At 68.6% G+C, this 17,190-nt stretch carries 18 protein-coding genes; 11 read left to right on the top strand and 7 right to left on the bottom strand.

The features are described from left to right. Positions 1-4 precede the first annotated feature (4 nt). The 4 genes from ACIRGA_RS03765 to ACIRGA_RS03750 form a co-directional block, all read right to left on the bottom strand. On the bottom strand, positions 5-1,036 hold the full coding sequence (locus ACIRGA_RS03765; RefSeq protein WP_038507174.1) for a copper resistance D family protein: 1,032 nt from the start codon (positions 1,034-1,036) through the stop codon (positions 5-7). Continuing rightward, the gene (locus ACIRGA_RS03760; protein ID WP_400936233.1) at positions 1,033-1,596 is read right to left on the bottom strand and encodes a copper resistance protein CopC; all 564 of its coding nucleotides are present in this window, start codon (positions 1,594-1,596) and stop codon (positions 1,033-1,035) included. Before ACIRGA_RS03760 ends, ACIRGA_RS03765 begins: the two co-directional genes overlap by 4 nt. Continuing rightward, positions 1,597-2,364, bottom strand: coding sequence for a YcnI family protein (locus ACIRGA_RS03755; protein WP_400936231.1), 768 nt, complete (start codon positions 2,362-2,364; stop codon positions 1,597-1,599). Between the two features lie 68 nt (positions 2,365-2,432). Beyond that, positions 2,433-2,921 (bottom strand): hypothetical protein, encoded by a 489-nt coding sequence (locus ACIRGA_RS03750; RefSeq protein ID WP_400936229.1) that lies wholly within the window; start codon positions 2,919-2,921, stop codon positions 2,433-2,435. A gap of 302 nt (positions 2,922-3,223) precedes the next feature. Between ACIRGA_RS03750 and ACIRGA_RS03745 the strand changes: the two genes are divergently transcribed. The 4 genes from ACIRGA_RS03745 to ACIRGA_RS03730 are packed head-to-tail and all read left to right on the top strand — an operon-like array spanning position 3,224 to position 6,779. Next, on the top strand, positions 3,224-3,871 hold the full coding sequence (locus ACIRGA_RS03745) for an ABC transporter permease (RefSeq protein WP_400936792.1): 648 nt from the start codon (positions 3,224-3,226) through the stop codon (positions 3,869-3,871). After that, positions 3,858-5,042 carry an ABC transporter ATP-binding protein gene (locus ACIRGA_RS03740; RefSeq protein WP_400936227.1) on the top strand — a complete coding sequence of 395 codons (1,185 nt, stop codon included), beginning with the start codon at positions 3,858-3,860 and terminating at the stop codon, positions 5,040-5,042. The genes ACIRGA_RS03745 and ACIRGA_RS03740 overlap by 14 nt, the downstream gene beginning before the upstream one ends. Then, a complete protein-coding gene (locus tag ACIRGA_RS03735; protein ID WP_400936225.1) occupies positions 5,039-5,815 on the top strand; it encodes an ABC transporter permease in 777 nt (258 codons plus the stop codon). The genes ACIRGA_RS03740 and ACIRGA_RS03735 overlap by 4 nt, the downstream gene beginning before the upstream one ends. Position 5,816: 1 nt before the next feature. Then, positions 5,817-6,779 (top strand): glycine betaine ABC transporter substrate-binding protein, encoded by a 963-nt coding sequence (locus tag ACIRGA_RS03730; RefSeq protein ID WP_400936223.1) that lies wholly within the window; start codon positions 5,817-5,819, stop codon positions 6,777-6,779. A 54-nt stretch (positions 6,780-6,833) separates the two neighbouring features. On the opposite strand, the gene ACIRGA_RS03725 is transcribed toward ACIRGA_RS03730, so the two are convergent. After that, positions 6,834-7,298 (bottom strand): DUF6474 family protein, encoded by a 465-nt coding sequence (locus ACIRGA_RS03725; RefSeq protein ID WP_400936221.1) that lies wholly within the window; start codon positions 7,296-7,298, stop codon positions 6,834-6,836. 90 nt (positions 7,299-7,388) lie between these two features. On the opposite strand from ACIRGA_RS03725, the gene ACIRGA_RS03720 reads away from it, so the two are divergent. The 3 genes from ACIRGA_RS03720 to ACIRGA_RS03710 all read left to right on the top strand — a co-directional run bounded on the left by ACIRGA_RS03720 (position 7,389) and on the right by ACIRGA_RS03710 (position 10,552). Beyond that, on the top strand, positions 7,389-9,035 hold the full coding sequence (locus ACIRGA_RS03720; protein ID WP_400936219.1) for a TM0106 family RecB-like putative nuclease: 1,647 nt from the start codon (positions 7,389-7,391) through the stop codon (positions 9,033-9,035). 79 nt (positions 9,036-9,114) lie between these two features. Beyond that, positions 9,115-9,759, top strand: a complete 645-nt coding sequence (locus ACIRGA_RS03715; RefSeq protein WP_400936217.1) for a PadR family transcriptional regulator — start codon at positions 9,115-9,117, stop codon at positions 9,757-9,759. A 118-nt stretch (positions 9,760-9,877) separates the two neighbouring features. After that, positions 9,878-10,552, top strand: a complete 675-nt coding sequence (locus tag ACIRGA_RS03710) for a class I SAM-dependent methyltransferase (RefSeq protein WP_400936215.1) — start codon at positions 9,878-9,880, stop codon at positions 10,550-10,552. 69 nt (positions 10,553-10,621) lie between these two features. Here the strand turns inward: ACIRGA_RS03710 and ACIRGA_RS03705 are convergent, their stop codons facing one another. After that, complete coding sequence (locus ACIRGA_RS03705; RefSeq protein ID WP_400936213.1) at positions 10,622-11,380, bottom strand: SDR family NAD(P)-dependent oxidoreductase; 759 nt, start codon at positions 11,378-11,380, stop codon at positions 10,622-10,624. A gap of 158 nt (positions 11,381-11,538) precedes the next feature. Here ACIRGA_RS03705 and ACIRGA_RS03700 point away from each other — a divergent pair, with 158 nt between their 5' ends. Continuing rightward, a complete protein-coding gene (locus ACIRGA_RS03700; protein WP_400936211.1) occupies positions 11,539-12,849 on the top strand; it encodes a UDP-glucose dehydrogenase family protein in 1,311 nt (436 codons plus the stop codon). On the opposite strand, the gene ACIRGA_RS03695 is transcribed toward ACIRGA_RS03700, so the two are convergent. After that, positions 12,844-13,422, bottom strand: a complete 579-nt coding sequence (locus tag ACIRGA_RS03695) for a TetR/AcrR family transcriptional regulator (RefSeq protein WP_400936209.1) — start codon at positions 13,420-13,422, stop codon at positions 12,844-12,846. The genes ACIRGA_RS03700 and ACIRGA_RS03695 overlap by 6 nt on opposite strands. A 111-nt stretch (positions 13,423-13,533) precedes the next feature. Between ACIRGA_RS03695 and ACIRGA_RS03690 the strand changes: the two genes are divergently transcribed. The 3 genes from ACIRGA_RS03690 to ACIRGA_RS03680 are packed head-to-tail and all read left to right on the top strand — an operon-like array spanning position 13,534 to position 16,940. Next, positions 13,534-14,727 (top strand): FAD-dependent monooxygenase, encoded by a 1,194-nt coding sequence (locus ACIRGA_RS03690; RefSeq protein WP_400936207.1) that lies wholly within the window; start codon positions 13,534-13,536, stop codon positions 14,725-14,727. Between the two features lie 12 nt (positions 14,728-14,739). Then, on the top strand, positions 14,740-15,144 hold the full coding sequence (locus ACIRGA_RS03685) for a hypothetical protein (protein ID WP_400936790.1): 405 nt from the start codon (positions 14,740-14,742) through the stop codon (positions 15,142-15,144). A gap of 32 nt (positions 15,145-15,176) precedes the next feature. Continuing rightward, on the top strand, positions 15,177-16,940 hold the full coding sequence (locus ACIRGA_RS03680) for a gamma-glutamyltransferase family protein (RefSeq protein WP_400936205.1): 1,764 nt from the start codon (positions 15,177-15,179) through the stop codon (positions 16,938-16,940). The last annotated feature ends 250 nt before the right edge of the window (positions 16,941-17,190 follow it).

The following is a 17,190-nucleotide window of genomic DNA, read 5'->3' as shown; positions in this document are numbered from 1 at the left end:
CCGCCTAGGTCGTCGGCACGACCGGGGCTCGCGTGAGGACGACGGCGAAGCCGAACGCGAGCCCCATCACCGTCAGCTCCAGCGTCGCCCACGCCGCCAGCGCGGTCCGGTTGTGCCGCACGATCTGCGGCATCAGCTTCCAGCGCGTGTACGCGCCGAGGCTCGCGATCACGCCGGTGCACAACAGTTTCAGCAGCACCAGCTGCCCGTACGGCGTGGTGAAGACGCCTTCCCAGAACCCGAGCGACGGGTTGAGCGAGATCTCGATCAGCCCGTTGAACAGCCCGGTCGCCGCGCCCAGGATCAGGCACAGCGTCGCCAGTTTGGAGAACCGCGGCAGCGCGTGCGCCAGCAGTGTCCGGTTCCCGACGAGCAGCACCGCCATCGCCCCGAGCCCTCCGGTCCAGGCGACGGCGCTCATCACGTGCAGTTCCATCGAGATCATCGTGTAGTCGTGGTAGTTCCAGTTCGACGCGTGCCCGGTGACCGGCAGCGGCAGCAGCGCGAACAGGCCCAGCCCGACGCGGACCTCGGCGGGCACCTTCTCGCCGTGTTTCAGCGCGAGGATCCCGAGTCCCGCGTGCAGCAGGGCCAGGACCGCGACGATCAGCAGCGCCTTCCCTGCGCCGACGTCGGCGATGTAGCTCCCGACGTCCGACATCGACAGCGTGCTGGACCCCGGCCGGTATTCGGCGGTCTGCAGGATCAGCGCGACGAGCGCGGTGGTCGCCCAGACCAGCGCGGCCGCGACGCTCGCGGGCCGCGCGATCCGCATGATCGGCTCGGAGAGCTTCGGCCGGTCGTAGCCGACCAGTACCGAAAGCAGCGCCAGCCCGATCGTGGCGACCGCCGAGATGTCCAGCAGCACCCGCACGATCGGGATCGAGACCGAGACCACCTCGCTGACCTGCGCGACCCCGGGCACCGGGGCGGTGGCCGTCAGCGCGACACCGATCAGGGCGCCGACGATCCCCGCCGTCACCACGCAGAACAGGACGGCGACGCGGGCGCGCGAGGTGGTCTCGGCCTGGGTCATGAGCCGCTCTTCTCCTTGTCACCGGCGCCGGTGCGCAGTGCGACGGTCAGTCCGACGGCGAGCAGCACGACGGCGCCCGCGATCCACACCCAGATCGGCACGCCGGACGAGCTCTCACCGCCGGTCGCCTTGGTCGTGTCGGCCTGGCCCGCGTTGCTGCGCGCGGCGTCGGCGCTCGCCGGGGTCCCGGTGCCCGCGGCGGTGAGGGTGAACGGCACCTCACCGGTCACGGCGTGCCCGTCCGCGGACAGGATCCGGTAGCCGATCTTGTACTCGCCCGCCGGGCCGAGCGGCCGCAGCGGCACGGTCACGACGCTGTCGCGGACCTCGACCTGGCCTTCGGCCCACTGGCCGCCGCCCGGTCCGATGACCGCGATCTGGTTGACGTTCGCGTTCTGGACGTACTGGTCGAACGTGAGCGTGACCTTCGCGGGCCCGGCGGCGAGCGAAGCACCCTTCGCCGGGTCCGAGGAGATCAGGACGTTGTGCGCCAGCGCCGGGGTGGCGGTGGCGAGCCACGCCACCCCGGTGATCGCCAGCGCGATGAGCGCCTTACGCATTTATTCGGTTCCCTCGGTCTTGCTGGAAGCGGCGGTCGCGCGGCGGGCGCGCAGGGTGGCACCGGCGCCGACGCCGAGGCCGAGCGCGCCGACGACCAGGCCGGCGCCGCCGAGCCAGCGGGCGGTGTTGTCGGAAGACGACGACGCGGCGTGGGATTCCTCGGAGGCCTTCGCGTCGGTGCCGTGGCCGCCGCCGTGCCCGTCGCCGGTCTTCTCGGCGAGCTTCACGCTCGGCGCGGGGTGCTCCGGCTCCTCACCGGAGGCCGGGGTCGGCTGGTTCCACTCGACGACCTTGCCGTTCTCGTACGTCTGGGTGGCCGGGAACTCGATCGCGTCGACCGTGGTCGGGAACTGGCCCGCGCTGATCTGGAACTCCTGGAACTCGCTCGAACCGGCGGCGATCTTGGTGCCGGGCTCCGCGGTCCAGGAGACCTTGGTGACGGCCTCGGTGATCTGCGTGCCGGACGCGGTGGTCACCGGGGCGGGCAGCTTGGACTTGACGACCTCGGACTTCCAGCCGGGGATCGGCTTCGTCCGCACGGAGCTGAGCGCGTACTCGGGCTTGACCGTGATCTCGACCTTGACCGTCCCGGCGTCCTTCTCCTCGTTGGGGACGCGGAAGAAGATCGACCCGTAGCCGCCCTTTTCCGGCTGGGGGCCGTAGACGTTGGCGGTGACGTGGGCCGAGGCGACCCCGGCGGACAGCAGGCCGGCGATACCGACGGTGGCGGCCAGGAAACCGGCGCGCTTGAAGACGTGCTTGGACACGAAAACTCCTGAACGTGAGTGAGACGGCGGGCTCGGGGCCTCGCCGATTACGGGGGAAGAGCTGGGATTCAGGAGAACAGCGGCGGGCCGCGCCTGCCGTGGACGCGGCGGAGGTCCACCCGGACGAGGTGACCGGGGCCCGCCGGACGGGCGAGCACCGGGGACGCCACCGCGACGGGCACCGGGAGCGCGTTGAGGATGAAGGGGACCAGCGCGCGCAGGCAGGAGAGGACGCCGAGCAGCAGCCCGTCGGCCTTGGCCAGCAGCAACGCGGTGACCAGCGTGGCGATGACGTGCGCGGCGGTCATCGCGAGCCCGCCCGAAACGGGTCCGGGGCCGCCGTGTGGTTCGTGACTGCTCAGCGAGCTGAGCACGAGGTGCATCACGACCTGACCGGCGCCGAGGTCGACGATGGTGGCCAGCGGCCCGCGGGCCTTCGCGGCGAGCGCGGCGGCGTTCCAGCCGATCAGCACGGTGAGCAACAGCGTCATCGCCGTATCGGGGAGATCGCCGTCGCCGATCAGGTGAGCGGTCACGGCCAGCGCCGCGGAGCTCACGCCCAGCAAGCCACCACGCACAACGCGTAACGCGCTTCGGTGATGGCTGCCCTTACTCACGGGTGAAGAGTATTCGACGTACGCCCGGGTGGTCGATCTCCTCCCGGCTGTTGAGCAGTGGGAAAGACACCGCCGGAACGGCGCGTGCGTTTGCCCATTTAGGCCGAATGGGGAAGGTTTGCAGGATAAAAGGCGGTAAACCGGGGTTTGACCGCGCGGCTTTTGGGTAGTCAGGCTCCCGATACAGCTACTCCGAATGGGTGAGGAGTCTCACCCAGAGGCGGCGGGAGAACCAGCACGCGATGAATCTCTTCGAGTACATCTCGGATCGGTGGGACAGACTCGCCCTCCAAGGGCTCCTCCATGTCAGCGCGGTCGTGCAGTGCACGATCCTGGCCGCCGTCCTCGGCGTGGTGATCGGCGTCGCCGTCTACCGCAGCCCGGTCGGGTCGGCCGTGGCGACGGCGTTGGCGAGCACGATCCTCACCGTCCCCTCCTTCGCCCTCCTGGGGCTTCTCATCCCGGTGTTCGGCCTCGGCGCGAACACCACCGTCATCGCCCTGGTGCTCTACGCGCTGCTGCCGATCGTGCGGAACACGATCGTCGGGCTGAGCGGCGTGGATCCGGCGGTCAGTGACGCGGCGCGCGGGATCGGCATGAGCCGGTTCGGCGTGCTGACCAGGGTGGAGCTGCGGCTCGCCTGGCCCGCGATCCTCGCCGGCATGCGGGTCGCGACGCAGATGCTCATGGGCATCGCGGTCATCGCGGCCTACGCGAAGGGCCCGGGCCTCGGCTCCGAGGTCTTCTCCGGCCTCACCAACGCGGGGAGCACGAACTCCCTCAACCAGGCACTCACCGGGACGCTCGGGGTCGTCGTCCTCGCGCTGATCCTCGACGCCGTTTACGTCCTGATCAACCGTTTGACCGTCTCTAGGGGTGTCCGTGGCTGAGTCTCCTGAAACCGTATCCGGCGTCGAAATCGAGCTGGAGAACGTCACGAAGCGCTACCCCGGCACCCGTGAGCCCGCGGTCGACGACTTCTCGATGGTGGTGCCCGCGGGCAAGATCGTGGTCTTCGTCGGCCCGTCCGGCTGTGGCAAGACCACGACCATGCGGATGATCAACCGGCTGATCGAGCCGACGTCGGGCCGCATCACCATCGGCGGTGACGACGCGCTGAAGCTCGACGTCGACACCCTGCGCCGCCGCATCGGCTACGCGATCCAGCAGGCCGGGCTCTTCCCGCATTTCACCGTCGCGCAGAACATCGCGGTGGTGCCGGGGCTGCTCGGCTGGGACAAGAAGAAGGTCAACGACCGGGTCGAGGAGATGATGGACCTGGTCGGGCTGGACCCGGCCGATTTCCGCGACCGGTTCCCGCGTCAGCTGTCCGGTGGGCAGCAGCAGCGCGTCGGCGTCGCGCGGGCGCTCGCGGCCGACCCGCCGGTGCTGCTGATGGACGAGCCGTTCGGCGCGGTCGACCCGATCACCCGCGGCAACCTGCAGGACGAACTGCTGCGGCTGCAGACCGAGCTGAAGAAGACGATCGTCTTCGTCACCCACGACTTCGACGAGGCCGTGAAGCTCGGCGACAAGATCGCGGTGCTCGGCAACCAGTCGAAGATCCTCCAGTACGACACCCCGGACGCGATCCTCGCCAACCCGGCCGACGACACGGTCGCCGGTTTCGTCGGCGCCGGTGCCTCGCTGAAGCAGTTGACGCTGCTGCGGGTCCGCGACGTCGAGCTGAAGCAGGACGCGCTGACGGCGACGGTCAGCGAATCGCCCTCCGAGGTCCGCGAGAAGCTGACCCAGCAGCGCAAGCATTTCGTGCTGGTGCTCGACCAGCGCCGCCGTCCGATGCGGTGGGTGCACGTCCGCGAGCTGACCAAGGCGACCTCGCTGGCCACCGCGGGCAAACCGTTGCGCGACTACGTCAGCCTCCAGTCGACCCTGCAGGACGCGCTCGAAGCCATGCTCGCCGAGGGCGGCAGCGTCCCGGTGACCGGCGCTCGCGGCGAATACGCCGGGACGATCGAGCTCGACACCGTCATCGCGACGATCCAGCAGCTGCGCGAGGAGCACTCCGACGACAACCCGGCGGAAGGTGTGACCGCATGACGGCCGTCGATACCGGCTTCTCCACCGAGTCCTCGTCGAGAAGCGCCGAACGGGTCCGGCTGTTCGCCCAGCCCGCCGCGGTGCTGCTGATCGTCGCCGGGGTGCTGATCTGGGTGTTCAGCAGTGACCTCACCGCGACGGAGAAGGAGACCCTCAACGCCGCCGGGCTGTTCGCCGCGCTGCGCGACCACCTGGCGATGACCGTCGTGGTCACCGCGATCGTGGTCGCCGTGGCGGTACCGCTCGGCGTGCTCGTGACGCGGCCCTGGGCGAAATGGGCGGCGCCGGTCTTCCTGGCGGTCGCGAACATCGGCCAAGCCGCGCCCGCGCTCGGCGTGCTGGTGCTGTGGTTCATCGTCACCGGCGCCACCGGCGGGCTGTGGGTCGCCGCGCTGCCACTGGCGTTCTACTCGCTGCTTCCGGTGCTGCGGAACACGATGGTCGGTATCCAGCAGGTCGAGCCCGCGCTGATCGACGCCGGCCGCGGGATCGGCATGTCGGCCTCCGGTGTGCTGTGGCGGGTGGAGCTCCCGCTGGCCGTCCCGCTGATCCTGGCCGGCCTGCGGACCTCGCTGGTGCTGGCCGTCGGCACGGCGACCTTCGGCATGTTCGTCAACGCCGGCGGTTTCGGCCTGCTCATCGACACCGGCTACAAGCTCAACCTGACGAAGGTGCTGATCACCGGCTCGGTGCTCGCCGTCGCGCTGGCGCTGCTGGTGGACTGGCTCGGCGCGGTGGCGGAACAGTTCTTCGGACCGAAGGGACTGCGCTGACATGCGACGTCTGAAAGCACTGTTCGGCGCGGTCCTGTTGTGCGGCACGCTTTCCGCGTGCGGGCTCGAGGTCAACACCGCGCTGCCGTACAAGATCGAACCCGGTTCGATCCAGCCCATCGAGTCGCTCAAGGGCGTCAAGGTGACGGTGGGCTCGAAGGACTTCACCGAGAACATCATCCTGGGCTACATGGCCGAGATGGCGCTTTCCGCGGCGGGCGCGGACGTCGTCGACCTGACCGACATCAAGGGGTCGAACTCCTCGCGGCAGGCGCTGCTCGCCGGCCAGACCGACGTCACCTGGGAGTACACCGGCACCGGCTGGATCAACTACCAGGGCAACGAACTCCCCGTCCCCGGCGGGGAACAAGCCCAGTACGAAGCCACGAAGGCGGCCGACGAGGCGAAATTCGGCGTCACCTGGCTGAACTACTCACCGCTCAACGACCAGTACGCCTTCGCGGTCACCGAGGCCTACGGCGCGGCGAACAACCTGAAGACGACGTCGGACCTGGCGGCGTTCCTCAAGAAGAAGCCTGACCAGAACGTGTTCTGCCTGGAGACCGAGTTCACCAGCCGTCAGGACGGTTTCCCCGCCGCCGTGCGGGCGTACGGGTTCCAGAACCCGGTGATCAAGAACTTCGGCATCGGGACGATCTACTCGGCCGTGGCGAGCGGGACCTGCCCGATCGGCGAGATCTTCACGACCGACGGCCGGATCGCCGGGCTGAAGCTCCGCGTCCTCGAAGACGACAAGAAGGCGTTCCCGCAGTACAACGCCGTGGCGACGCTGCGGACGGAATTCCTGAACCAGCACCCGGAAATCCGCGGACCGCTGGAAGCCGTCAGCGCGGCCCTCGACAACGAGCAGATGATCGAGCTGTGCAAGCAGGTCGACGTCGACGGTCGTGACCAGGGCGAGGTCGCCTACGAGTGGATGAAGAAGAAGGGTTTCATCAAGTAGTCCTCGTGAGTGGCTAGGGCGGTTCTAACCGTCCTAGCCACTCACGAGCCCGAGTCAGATCCCCAGTCGGTGCAGCAGCTTTCCCTCGAGCTGGTCCAGCTCGCCGGCCACGGCCCGGTGCGCCGCCTTCCGCCGCGCGGCGGGCATCCGCTCCGAAGCGCGAACGGTCGCCGAAAGCTGCTCCAGCGTCCCCTGGGTGTCCTTCGCGAAGGCCGCGTCGGCGTCGGTCGCCTTCGCGGACCTCTTCAGCTCCGCGAGCCCCTGCGTCAGCCCCGCGATCCGCGCGTGCAGTGCGGCACCGCGCCCGCTGTACTCGCCGAGCTGGTCGACGGCGACGCCGAGTTTCTTCGCTTGATAACGGTCGTATAGCTCTCGTGCGGCACCCGCCGCTCGAACGGCGTACGGCGCGATCACCGGCAGTACGGCCGGTCCGAGCACTTTGGCCACCGCGACGGCGTTCTTCGCCTTCTTCGGGGTGATCCTGCCTTCGCCCTCGATGGCTTTGGCCTTGCGCGCCATGGCACCTCCCACGCTGTGTCACAGTCGAACTTACTGGTCCCCGATGTGGCGGGCATGTCGGCTTGCCGGTGGCCTTCTAGAGTGTTGTCCGTGAGTAACGAGGTGCTACTGGACGCGGGAGCGGTGAGCCGCTGCCGGCGTCGCGTGCACCTCGAACACGATCCGGCGATGCGCGAGGTGCCGCTCGCCCCGCCCGACCCCGCCGCGCAGCAGCGGATCGCCGACGCGTCGGCGCATCGCGACGCGATCGTGCGGCAGCTCATGGACGCGACGGGACCCGGCGCGACCTGGGTCAAGATCCCCCGCGACCTCCCGGCCGCCGAGCGCGTGCAGCTCACCGAAGAGGCCTTCGCCGCCGAAGCGCGCTACATCTGGGGCGCGCTGTTGCCGGTCGATCGTGCCGGTCACCGGCGTGGCGGCTCCGAACTCCTGGTCCACACCGGCGACGGCTACGTGCCGGTGCTGGTCGTGCGGCATCGCATCACCGATCGCGGCGCGGGCGCGCCGACCACGGCGATGACCGACCTCGACCCGGCGAACCGGCTGCCCGACCCGGCGCGAAAGGTCCGTTCGCAGCCGCGGGACCAGATGCGGCTCGCGCACCTCTACCGGATGCTCGAAGCGCTCGGAAAGCACGAAGGACACCGCGCCGTCGGCGGCGTCATCGGGCTCGACGCGGACGTCGTCGTCTGGCACGACCTGTCCGCGGCCACCTGGCCTGGTGGCCGAAGCGCGCTGACGGAGTACCAGAGCCGCTTCGCCGACAGGCTCGCCATCGCGAACGCCGCCGCCGAAGGGGACGAGCCGCTCGCCGAACCGTCTCGTGTCCTCGAATGCCGGCGCTGCCCTTGGTGGCCGACGTGCGAGGTCGTGCTCACCGAAACCCGCGACGTCAGCCTGGTCGTCCGCGGCGAGGACGCGATGGAGCTGCGCCGCGCCGGTGTGTCCACAGTGGACAAGCTGGCCGCGCTCGATCCCGCCGACGAGCCCCCGCCGATGAACTGGACCGGCGGCACCTTCGCCGACTCGATCATCCTGGCGCGCGCCTGGCTCGCCGATCTCACGATGGTGCGCAAGGTCGACCGCGTCGAGGTCTCGCGCGGCGATGTCGAGGTCGACGTCGACATGGAGAGCTTCGGTGATTCCGGCGCGTACCTGTGGGGTTCACTGCTGACCGGCGCCGACATCGGGATGGAGCAGGGCTACCGGGCGTTCGCGACCTGGGAGCCGTTGCCGACCGCGGACGAGGCCCGGTCGTTCGCCGAGTTCTGGGCCTGGTTCACCGAAGTCCGCGAGCGCACGCTCGCCGCGGGCCTGACCTTCCGCGCCTACTGCTACAACGCGCTCGCCGAGAACCGCTGGCTCTTCGGCTCCGCGAGCCGGTTCGGCGATCACCCCGGCGTCCCCAAGAAGGCCGAGATCGCGTCCTTTGTGGACTCCGAGGAATGGATCGACCTCTTCCGCAGCGTCACCGACCAGTTCCTGTGCTCGCAGGGCAAGGGGCTCAAGGTGATCGCGCCGGTCGCCGGATTCGCCTGGCGCGACCCGGAAGCGGGCGGCGAGGCGTCGATGAGGTGGTACCGCGACGCCGTCGGCATGGACGGCGGTGTCCCCGACGACGTCCAGCGGGAGCGCCTGCTGCGCTACAACGAGGACGACGTCCTGGCGACATACGCGCTGCGGAACTGGATGACCGACCACGCGCAGACGTCCGTGCCGTACATGAACGACCTCTGACCCCGGCTCTCGCCGACCTTGCGATCACTCGTGCCCCTGTGGATACTCGTAGACGAGTACTCGTCTACGAGGAGGCTGGGTGAAGCGGCGCAAGGTCGGGAATCTGCTGGCGCTGGCGATCCTGTCCACGCTGAACGAGCGGCCGATGCATCCGTACGAAATGGCCTCGATCCTGAAGGCGCGCGGCAAGGACCGCGACATGGGGATCAAATGGGGCTCGTTCTACACCGTCGTCGGCAACCTGGGGAAACACGGTTTCATCGAGGCCGTCGAGAGCACTCGCGACGGCGCTCGCCCCGAGCGCACGGTGTACCGGATCACCGACGCCGGCCGTGACGAAATGCTCGACTGGTTGCGCGAACTGCTGGCCGAGCTCGCACCGGAGGAGCCGAAGTTCGTCGCCGGGCTGTCGGTGCTGGGATGGCTCGGCCCGGACGAGGTGATCACCCTGTTCCGCACCCGGCTGGTGGCGCTGGACGAGGAGATCGCCGCGGGGCGCGCGGAACTGGCGCGGCTCCTCGAGGAGATCCCGCGGCTGGTGCTGCTCGAAGCCGAGTATCACCTGGCCATGCGGCAGGCGGAAGCGGACTGGGTCCGCTCGATCCTCGGGGAACTGACTTCCGGTTCGATGCCCGGTCTCGCCGACTGGCGGACCTTCCACGAGACCGGAGTACTTCCGGCCGATGTGGCCGAGCTTGTCGAAAGGGGGAGCACGACCGGCTGAAAGAACCCCGGCGAGGTGTTGCAGCACCCCGCCGGGGCGAACGATCCCGCAACCGGAACCCGGCCACGAGACGGCACTTCGAGGATAACCGGGCTCCGGGAATCAACCTGGAGAGACCATGACGAACATCAAGGACAGGAAGCGGTTCAAGCTCATCCCGGAGATGGGCGGCGCGTTGGCACGGAACTACGCCAAACAGCGCGGAACCGAACCGCAGATCGAACTCTGGCGGAAGCAGGCCCGCGAACTCACCGCGGACCTGCCGGAAGACACGAAGATCCTCGAAGTCGCCTTCGGTCCCGGCTACTTCGCCGTCGAACTGGCGAGGCTCGGGTTCTCCGTCACCGGCCTCGACGTCGCACCGGCGTTCGTCGAGATCGCGAGTGAGTACGCGCGAAACCAAGGCGTCGACGCCGAGTTCCGCGAAGGGGACGTCGCCGGTATGCCGTTCGAGGACGAGTCGTTCGACTTCGTCGTCTGCCAGGCCGCGTTCAAGAACTTCGTGTGGCCGGTGAAGTCGCTCGACGAGATGTACCGCGTACTGCGTCCGGGTGGCACGGCCGTGGTCCAGGACATGAACCGGGACGCGACCGACGGCGACATCGTGCGTGAGGTCGAGAGCATGAAGCTCGGCAAACTCGCCGCGCTCGGTGTCCGGCAGGCACTCGGCGGGCTCCGGCGGCGTGCCTACACGCCTGTCGGTTTCGGCGGACTGGTCGCCGAAACCGCGTTCCGGACCTGCGAGGTCACCACCGCGGGCATCGGCATGGACGTGCGCCTCACCCGTCCCTGAGATGCTGTGAAAGGCCCGTTGCTTGCAAAATTTGCAAGCAACGGGCCTTTCACAGCACGCGGGAGAGGCTCAGCGAGGAGCCATGCGCAGCGAGCCGTCCATCCGGATGACCTCGCCGTTCAGGTAGTCGTGGTCGATCAGCGACAGCGCGAGCTGCGCGTACTCGTCCGGCCGCGCGAGCCGCTTCGGGAACGGCACGCCCTCGGCCAGCGAAGCGCGGAACTCCTCGCTCACCGTCGCCAGCATCGGGGTGTCGACGATGCCCGGCGCGATGGTCAGCACGCGGATCCCGTGCGACGCGAGGTCGCGCGCGGCGGGCAGGGTCATCCCGACGATGCCGCCCTTGGACGACGAGTACGCGACCTGCCCGATCTGGCCGTCGAAGGCGGCGACCGACGCGGTGTTGATGATGACGCCGCGCGCGTTGTCGGCCAGCGGCTCGGTTTTGGCGATGGCCTCGGCGGCCAGCGTCAGCACGTTGAAGGAGCCGATCAGGTTGATCTGGACGACCTTCGCGTACAGGGCGAGGTCGTGCGGGCCCTTCTTCGAAAGGATCCGCGCGGACGGCCCGATCCCGGCGCAGTTCACCACGGTCCGCAGCGGCACCCCGGATTCGGCCGCGGTCGCGACGGCGGCCCGTACCTGCTCGGGGTCGGTCACGTCCGCCTCGACGTAGGTGATGCCCTCGACCTGCTCGGCGTTGGCGATGGCACCGGCGAGGTCCAGCGCGAAGACCCGCGCGCCCTTCGCGGCGAGCGCCTTCGCGGTCGCGCCGCCGAGCCCGGACGCGCCACCCGTGACGAGCGCCGCGGTATCGGTGATCTGCATGTTCTCCCTTTCGTCGGCAACCGTTCATAGGTTAACGCTCGTTCGCATCGGGCCCAGGTGGGATGGCTCACTCCGGTGCGAAGCATGTCGTGAGGAGTATTCGGGCCTGAAGCATTCCGTTCGCTCGGAGGTCAACTCCGGCTGTCACCTTCAGCAGCATGAGCGCTGCTCGGATCGTGGTGGTGGGGACCGGTTACGTCGGATTGACCACGGGGGCCTGCCTGGCCGGCCTGGGGCATCGAGTCACTTGCGTCGATGTCGACCAGGCCAAGGTCGCAAGGCTTTCCGCCGGACGGGTGGACATCCTGGAGCCGGGATTGTCGGAGCTGGTGTCGAGGGGGCTGACCAGCGGAAGACTTGAGTTCGTGGTCGGCGCGCGCGAGGCCGTTCGCGGCGCGGAGGCCGTTTTCCTTTGTGTGCCAACGCCGATGGGCGCGGGCGGCTCGGCGGACCTGCGGGCCGTCGAAGCCGTGACCACCGAGATCGGCGACGTCATTCCTTCGGGTTGCGCGCTGGTCACCAAATCGACCGTCCCGGTGGGGACGTCGAAGCGCATCCAGGCGATGCTCGGCCGCACGGACGTGCCGGTCGTGTCGAATCCGGAATTCCTGCGCGAGGGCACCGCGGTCGAGGACTTCCTGGGCCCCGACCGGATCGTCGTCGGTTCGGACGACGTCGCGGCCGCTCGCTGGGTCGGCGATCTCTACGCCGACCTCGCCGCCCCGGTCGTCGTCGCCGACGCGGCCAGCGCGGAACTGGTGAAGTACGCGGCGAACTGCTTCCTCGCGATGAAACTGTCCTATGTGAACTCGATCGCCGAACTGTGCGAACGCCTCGGCGCGGACATCGACCTGGTCACCGAGGGCATGGGGTACGACCGCCGCATCGGCCGCTCGTTCCTCAAACCCGGCCCCGGCTGGGGCGGCTCGTGCCTGCCGAAGGACACCAGCGCGCTGGTCAAGGTCGCCGAGTCGGTGCAATACGATTTCACGCTGCTCACCTCGGCGATCGAAGAGAACATCGCGCAGCGGGACCGGATCGTCGCGAAGATCGCCGGCGCCGTCGGTGGCACGCTGGCCGGTTCGCGGATCGGCGTCCTCGGGCTGGCGTTCAAGGCCGGGACGAACGACCTGCGCGACTCACCCGCGCTCGCGGTCGCCTCCGTTCTGGGCGCGCTCGGCGCGGAACTGACCGCCTACGACCCCGCCGTCGGCGGGCATATCGACGGCATGACCGTGGTCGACGACCCGTACCAGGTCGCGAAGGCGGCCGACGCCGTCGTCGTGCTGACGGAATGGGACGAGTTCAAACGGCTCGACTGGACCTACATGGCCGAGCAGATGGACGGCGATTCGGTCGTCGACACGCGCAATCTCCTTGACCCGCAACGCATCCTGGACGCAGGCCTGTCGTGGCAGGGCGTCGGGCGGCCGCGGGCGGCGCTGCGGCGGAAGGTCGCCGTCTCATGACACCAGTGAAACGAGCTTGAGCAGCCCTTCCACGACCTCCTCGGCCGTCGGACCGTTCTCCGGGGCGAGCATGTGCTGCAGCATCACGCCCGAATTCAGCGCTGTCGCCACCGCGCCGATCCGGCGCTCATCCGCTTCGGTGAGGGTGTCCTCGTCGATCCCGAGGATGCCCGCCGCCATTCCCCGGCGGCCCTCGCGCTGCGCGGCGGCGAGCTGTTTCCGCAGCTCAGGGTGATGCTCGGATTGCACGAACGCCTCGATCGAGGCGATCCACAGCTGCCGGTTGCGCCCGTAGGAGTCGATCATCGCGCGCCAGGAAGCCGCGTACTGCTCGGACGGTGAGGCGCCGGGGTCGACGGCGCCCCGCATCTCGACCTGGATCTCCTTGCCCCAGTCGTCCATCGCCTGCGAGAACGCCGTCAGCAGCAGGGCTTCGCGCGATCCGAAGTGGTAGCCGATCGCCGCGTGGCTGACGCCCGCCGCCGTCGCGATGTCCCGCACCGTCGTGCGTGACCAGCCTTTTTCCTTCAAACACTCGATGGCGCCCGCCATCAGGTCCTCGCGATTACCCATGCCCGAGATCCTAGACCACGCGGTTTATCCATTTGGTTTGACCAAGCGGCTTGACCAAGCGTGCAAATCTGCCGTACGGTCGTTCCCATCACCACGAACCAGGGAGCAGCCATGACGACCACCGTTCTGATCTCCGGCGCCGGCATCGCGGGTCCGGCCCTCGCCTTCTGGCTGCGGAAGCGCGGTTTCGCGCCGACCGTCGTCGAACGCGCCCCGGCTCTGCGTGAAGGCGGCAGCGCGGTCGACTTCCGCGGCGAGCAGATGACCCTGCTGAAGCGCATGGGAATCCTCGACGACATCCGCGCGAAGGAAACCGCGATGGGTGCGCAGGTCATCGTCGACCCGCGAGGCAAGAAGGTCGCGCAGATGCCGTCGGTCTTCTTCAGCGGCGAAGTCGAGATCGAGCGCGGAGACCTGACGCGCATCCTCTACGACCACACGAAAGACGACGTCGAGTACGTCTTCGGCGACTGGATCACCGGGCTCGACGAGGTCTCGGACGGCGTCGACGTCAGCTTCGCCCATGGCGAGCCGCGCAGATTCGACCTGGTCGTCGGCGCGGACGGGCTGCACTCCGGGGTGCGGCGGCTGACGTTCGGCGACGAAGAGCTGTTCCGCACCGACCTCGGCTTCCACACCGCGGGCTTCACCGCGCCCAACCACCTGGACCTCGACCATCTCGGCCAGATCTGCAGCGTCCCCGGCCGGACGGTCATGGTCGCCAGCGGTCGCGACCGCTCGGCTCTCAATGTCAGCTTCGTCTTCACTTCGGAGTCGCTGGAGGTGCGCCGGCGCGATGTCGAGGCGCAGAAGAAGGTGCTCGCCGAGCGCTACGCCGATTTCGGCTGGGAAATCCCGAAACTGCTGGAAGGCCTCGGCGCCGCCGACACGCTGTACTTCGACTCGCTCAGCCAAATCCACCTCGACAAGTGGTCACAGGGCCGGGTCGTGCTGCTCGGTGACGCGGCCTGGTGCGCGGGTCCGGGCGGTTCGGGTACGGGGCTCGCGATGATGGGCGCGTACATCCTGGCGGGGGAACTCGCCGCCGCGCACGGCGACCACGAAGTCGCTTTCGCTCGCTACGAAAAGAAACTGCGCGGTCCGGTGAAGATCTCGCAGAAGCAGGCGGCCGGGATCGGCACGTTCCTCGCGCCGAAGACGCGGTTCATGGTCGGCTACCGCAACTTCCTGTACCGCGTGCTGGGTTCGCGGCCGATGACCAAGGTGTTCACGTGGATCACCTCGCGGGCGGCGAACGCGGCGACGCTGGAAAACTATGACGCCCCGGTGGCCGCGCGGGGATAGTTTCGGTGGGTGATGGAGGAGAAGGAGTTTCGCCGGGCCTGCTACGAGGCGGCTCGGCGAACACGCGGCCGGGTCACCCGGTTCCGGTCGTACCAGGAGCCGGGGAACTTCGAGCAGGCGGAGATCGCCTATCCGCACCGGACCGCCGCGGTGTTGTGGGCACAAGAGTGGGACGGCCGACGGTGTGAGATCTTCGGAATCGCCGAAGCGCCCGTCAACTATGGATCGATCACCTTCGTTGACGAGCCAGGACTGCTGGCTGTTCTGCGAGAGCTACTTCCCGGGCACAGGTTGTACACGCGGGCAGAGCTTGAAGCGCCGATCGACCTCACGGCGCCGCCGTGGGTGAACGATCGCGAAGCCAGGTATTGGCGACCTGAGAACCTCGGTGAAGTCATCTTCAATTGCTGGGACTGAAAAAGTAGTTAGCAAAGCGTAGTATCGGCCAGGTGTTCACGACCAGGCCGGAACTGGCCGGCACCCACGGCATGGTGGCATCGACGCATTGGCTGGCCTCGGCCACCGGCATGGCGGTGCTCGAAAACGGCGGCAACGCCTTCGACGCGGCGGTAGCGGCCGGGTTCGTCCTGCAGATCGCCGAGCCGCATCTCTGCGGCCCGGCGGGGCAGGTCCCCGGCATCTTCGTCACCGCGACGGACCGGACTCCGAGAGTCCTCGCAGGTCAGGGGGTCTCGCCCGCGGCCGCGACGCCCGAATACTTCGCGGAGCTGGGGCTCGACCTGATCCCCGGCAGCGGCTTGCTCCCCGCGACCGTCCCGGGCGCGTGGGACGGCTGGCTGCTGCTCCTGCGGGATCACGGCACGAAATCGTTGCGCGATGTGCTCGGCTACGCGATTTCCTACGCGCGTAACGGGATTCCGCTGGTCAGCCGGGTCGGCGACACCATCCGCGCGGTCCAGGACCTGTTCACCGAGCATTGGCCGACGTCGGCGGCGCTCTGGATGCCGGACGGCAAGCCCGTCGAGGGCCTGCATCGCAATCCGGCGCTCGCGGACACGTGGGAGCGGCTGCTCGCCGAGGCCGAGTCGGTCAGCGGCCGCGAGGCGCAGATCGACGCCGGACGCCGCGCGTGGTCGCAAGGTTTCGTCGCCGAAGCGATCGAGGCGTTCAGCCGCAAGGCATTCCGTGACGACTCCGGCCGCGATCACGCCGGTCTCCTCACCGGCGAGGACATCGCGGGCTGGGAAGCGACGTACGAGGACGCGCTGCAGGTCGATTTCGGTGACTGGGGCCTGGTGAAGATGGGCGCCTGGACGCAAGGCCCGGCGCTGCTGCAGCAGGCACGGTTGCTGGACGGCCTGCGCGACGAACTGTCCTATGTGGACGGAATCCCGACGGAGCGCACGGTGCACTTGGCCGTCGAAGCGGCGAAGCTGGCGTTCGCGGATCGTGAGGCGTGGTACGGGGATTCGCCCGACGTGCCGATCGAGTTGCTGATCTCCCGCGAGTACGCGGACGCCCGCCGTTCCTTGATCACCGACGAAGCGTCCGCCGAACTCCGTCCCGGTGGCCCCTCGCCGCGGCTGCCCGCGATCCTTGAAAGGCTGCGCGGCCTGGAATCCGGTTCCGGCGCGACGGGGGAGCCGACGGTCGGGCCGCTGGGCGAGACCCGCGGCGACACCGTGCACATCGACGTCGTCGACGCGGCGGGGAACATGATCTCGGTGACGCCGTCGGGTGGCTGGCTGCAGTCGAGCCCGACGATCCCGGAGCTCGGTTTCTGTCTCGATTCCCGTGGGCAGATGTTCTGGCTGGAACAGGGTTTGCCGAACTCGCTGGCGCCTCGGAAGCGGCCGCGGATCACGCTTTCGCCGTCGATGGGCCTGCGGGACGGCGAGCCGGTGCTCGCGTTCGGGACCCCGGGCGGCGATCAGCAGGACCAGTGGCAGCTGTGTTTCTGGCTGGCGCACACACTCGGCGGGCTGAACCTGCAGGAGTCGATCGACTCGCCCGCTTGGCACACCACCGCGTTCCCGAGCTCGTTCTATCCGCGTTCGTGGACGCCGCGGGAACTGGTCGTCGAATCCCGGCTCGGCCAGTCCACAATGGACGCTTTGGCCGCACGCGGGCACGACGTCGTCGATGCGGGACCTTGGGCGCTCGGACGGCTTTCGGCCGTTTCCCGTTCCGGCGGCGTGCTTCGCGCCGCCGCCAACGCGCGCGGCATGCAGGGCTACGCGGCCGGCCGCTGACACTCACGTGCCGTGAAGGCCTGGCGCAGGACCCCGGCAAAGTCGAGAGTGTAGGGCTGATACCCGGGCTTCACTGTCCACAAGGGACACTGGCTAGCGATTGAGTGTCCGATTGATGCCTCTGTGTACTGTTCTCGTTGGGGTGGGGGGGGGGGTTGTTTGTTTTTTTGGGCAAATTAAAAAAACAAAACCCCCCCACAAAACCCCCCACAACAAAAAAAAACGCCCCCCCCCCGGCCAAACAAACCAA

This window comes from Amycolatopsis sp. NPDC102389, from assembly GCF_044765885.1.
Taxonomy (GTDB): Bacteria; Actinomycetota; Actinomycetes; order Mycobacteriales; family Pseudonocardiaceae; genus Amycolatopsis.
The sequence above is the reverse complement of the archived record's forward strand: the minus strand, read 5'-3'. Positions and strand labels throughout refer to the sequence as shown.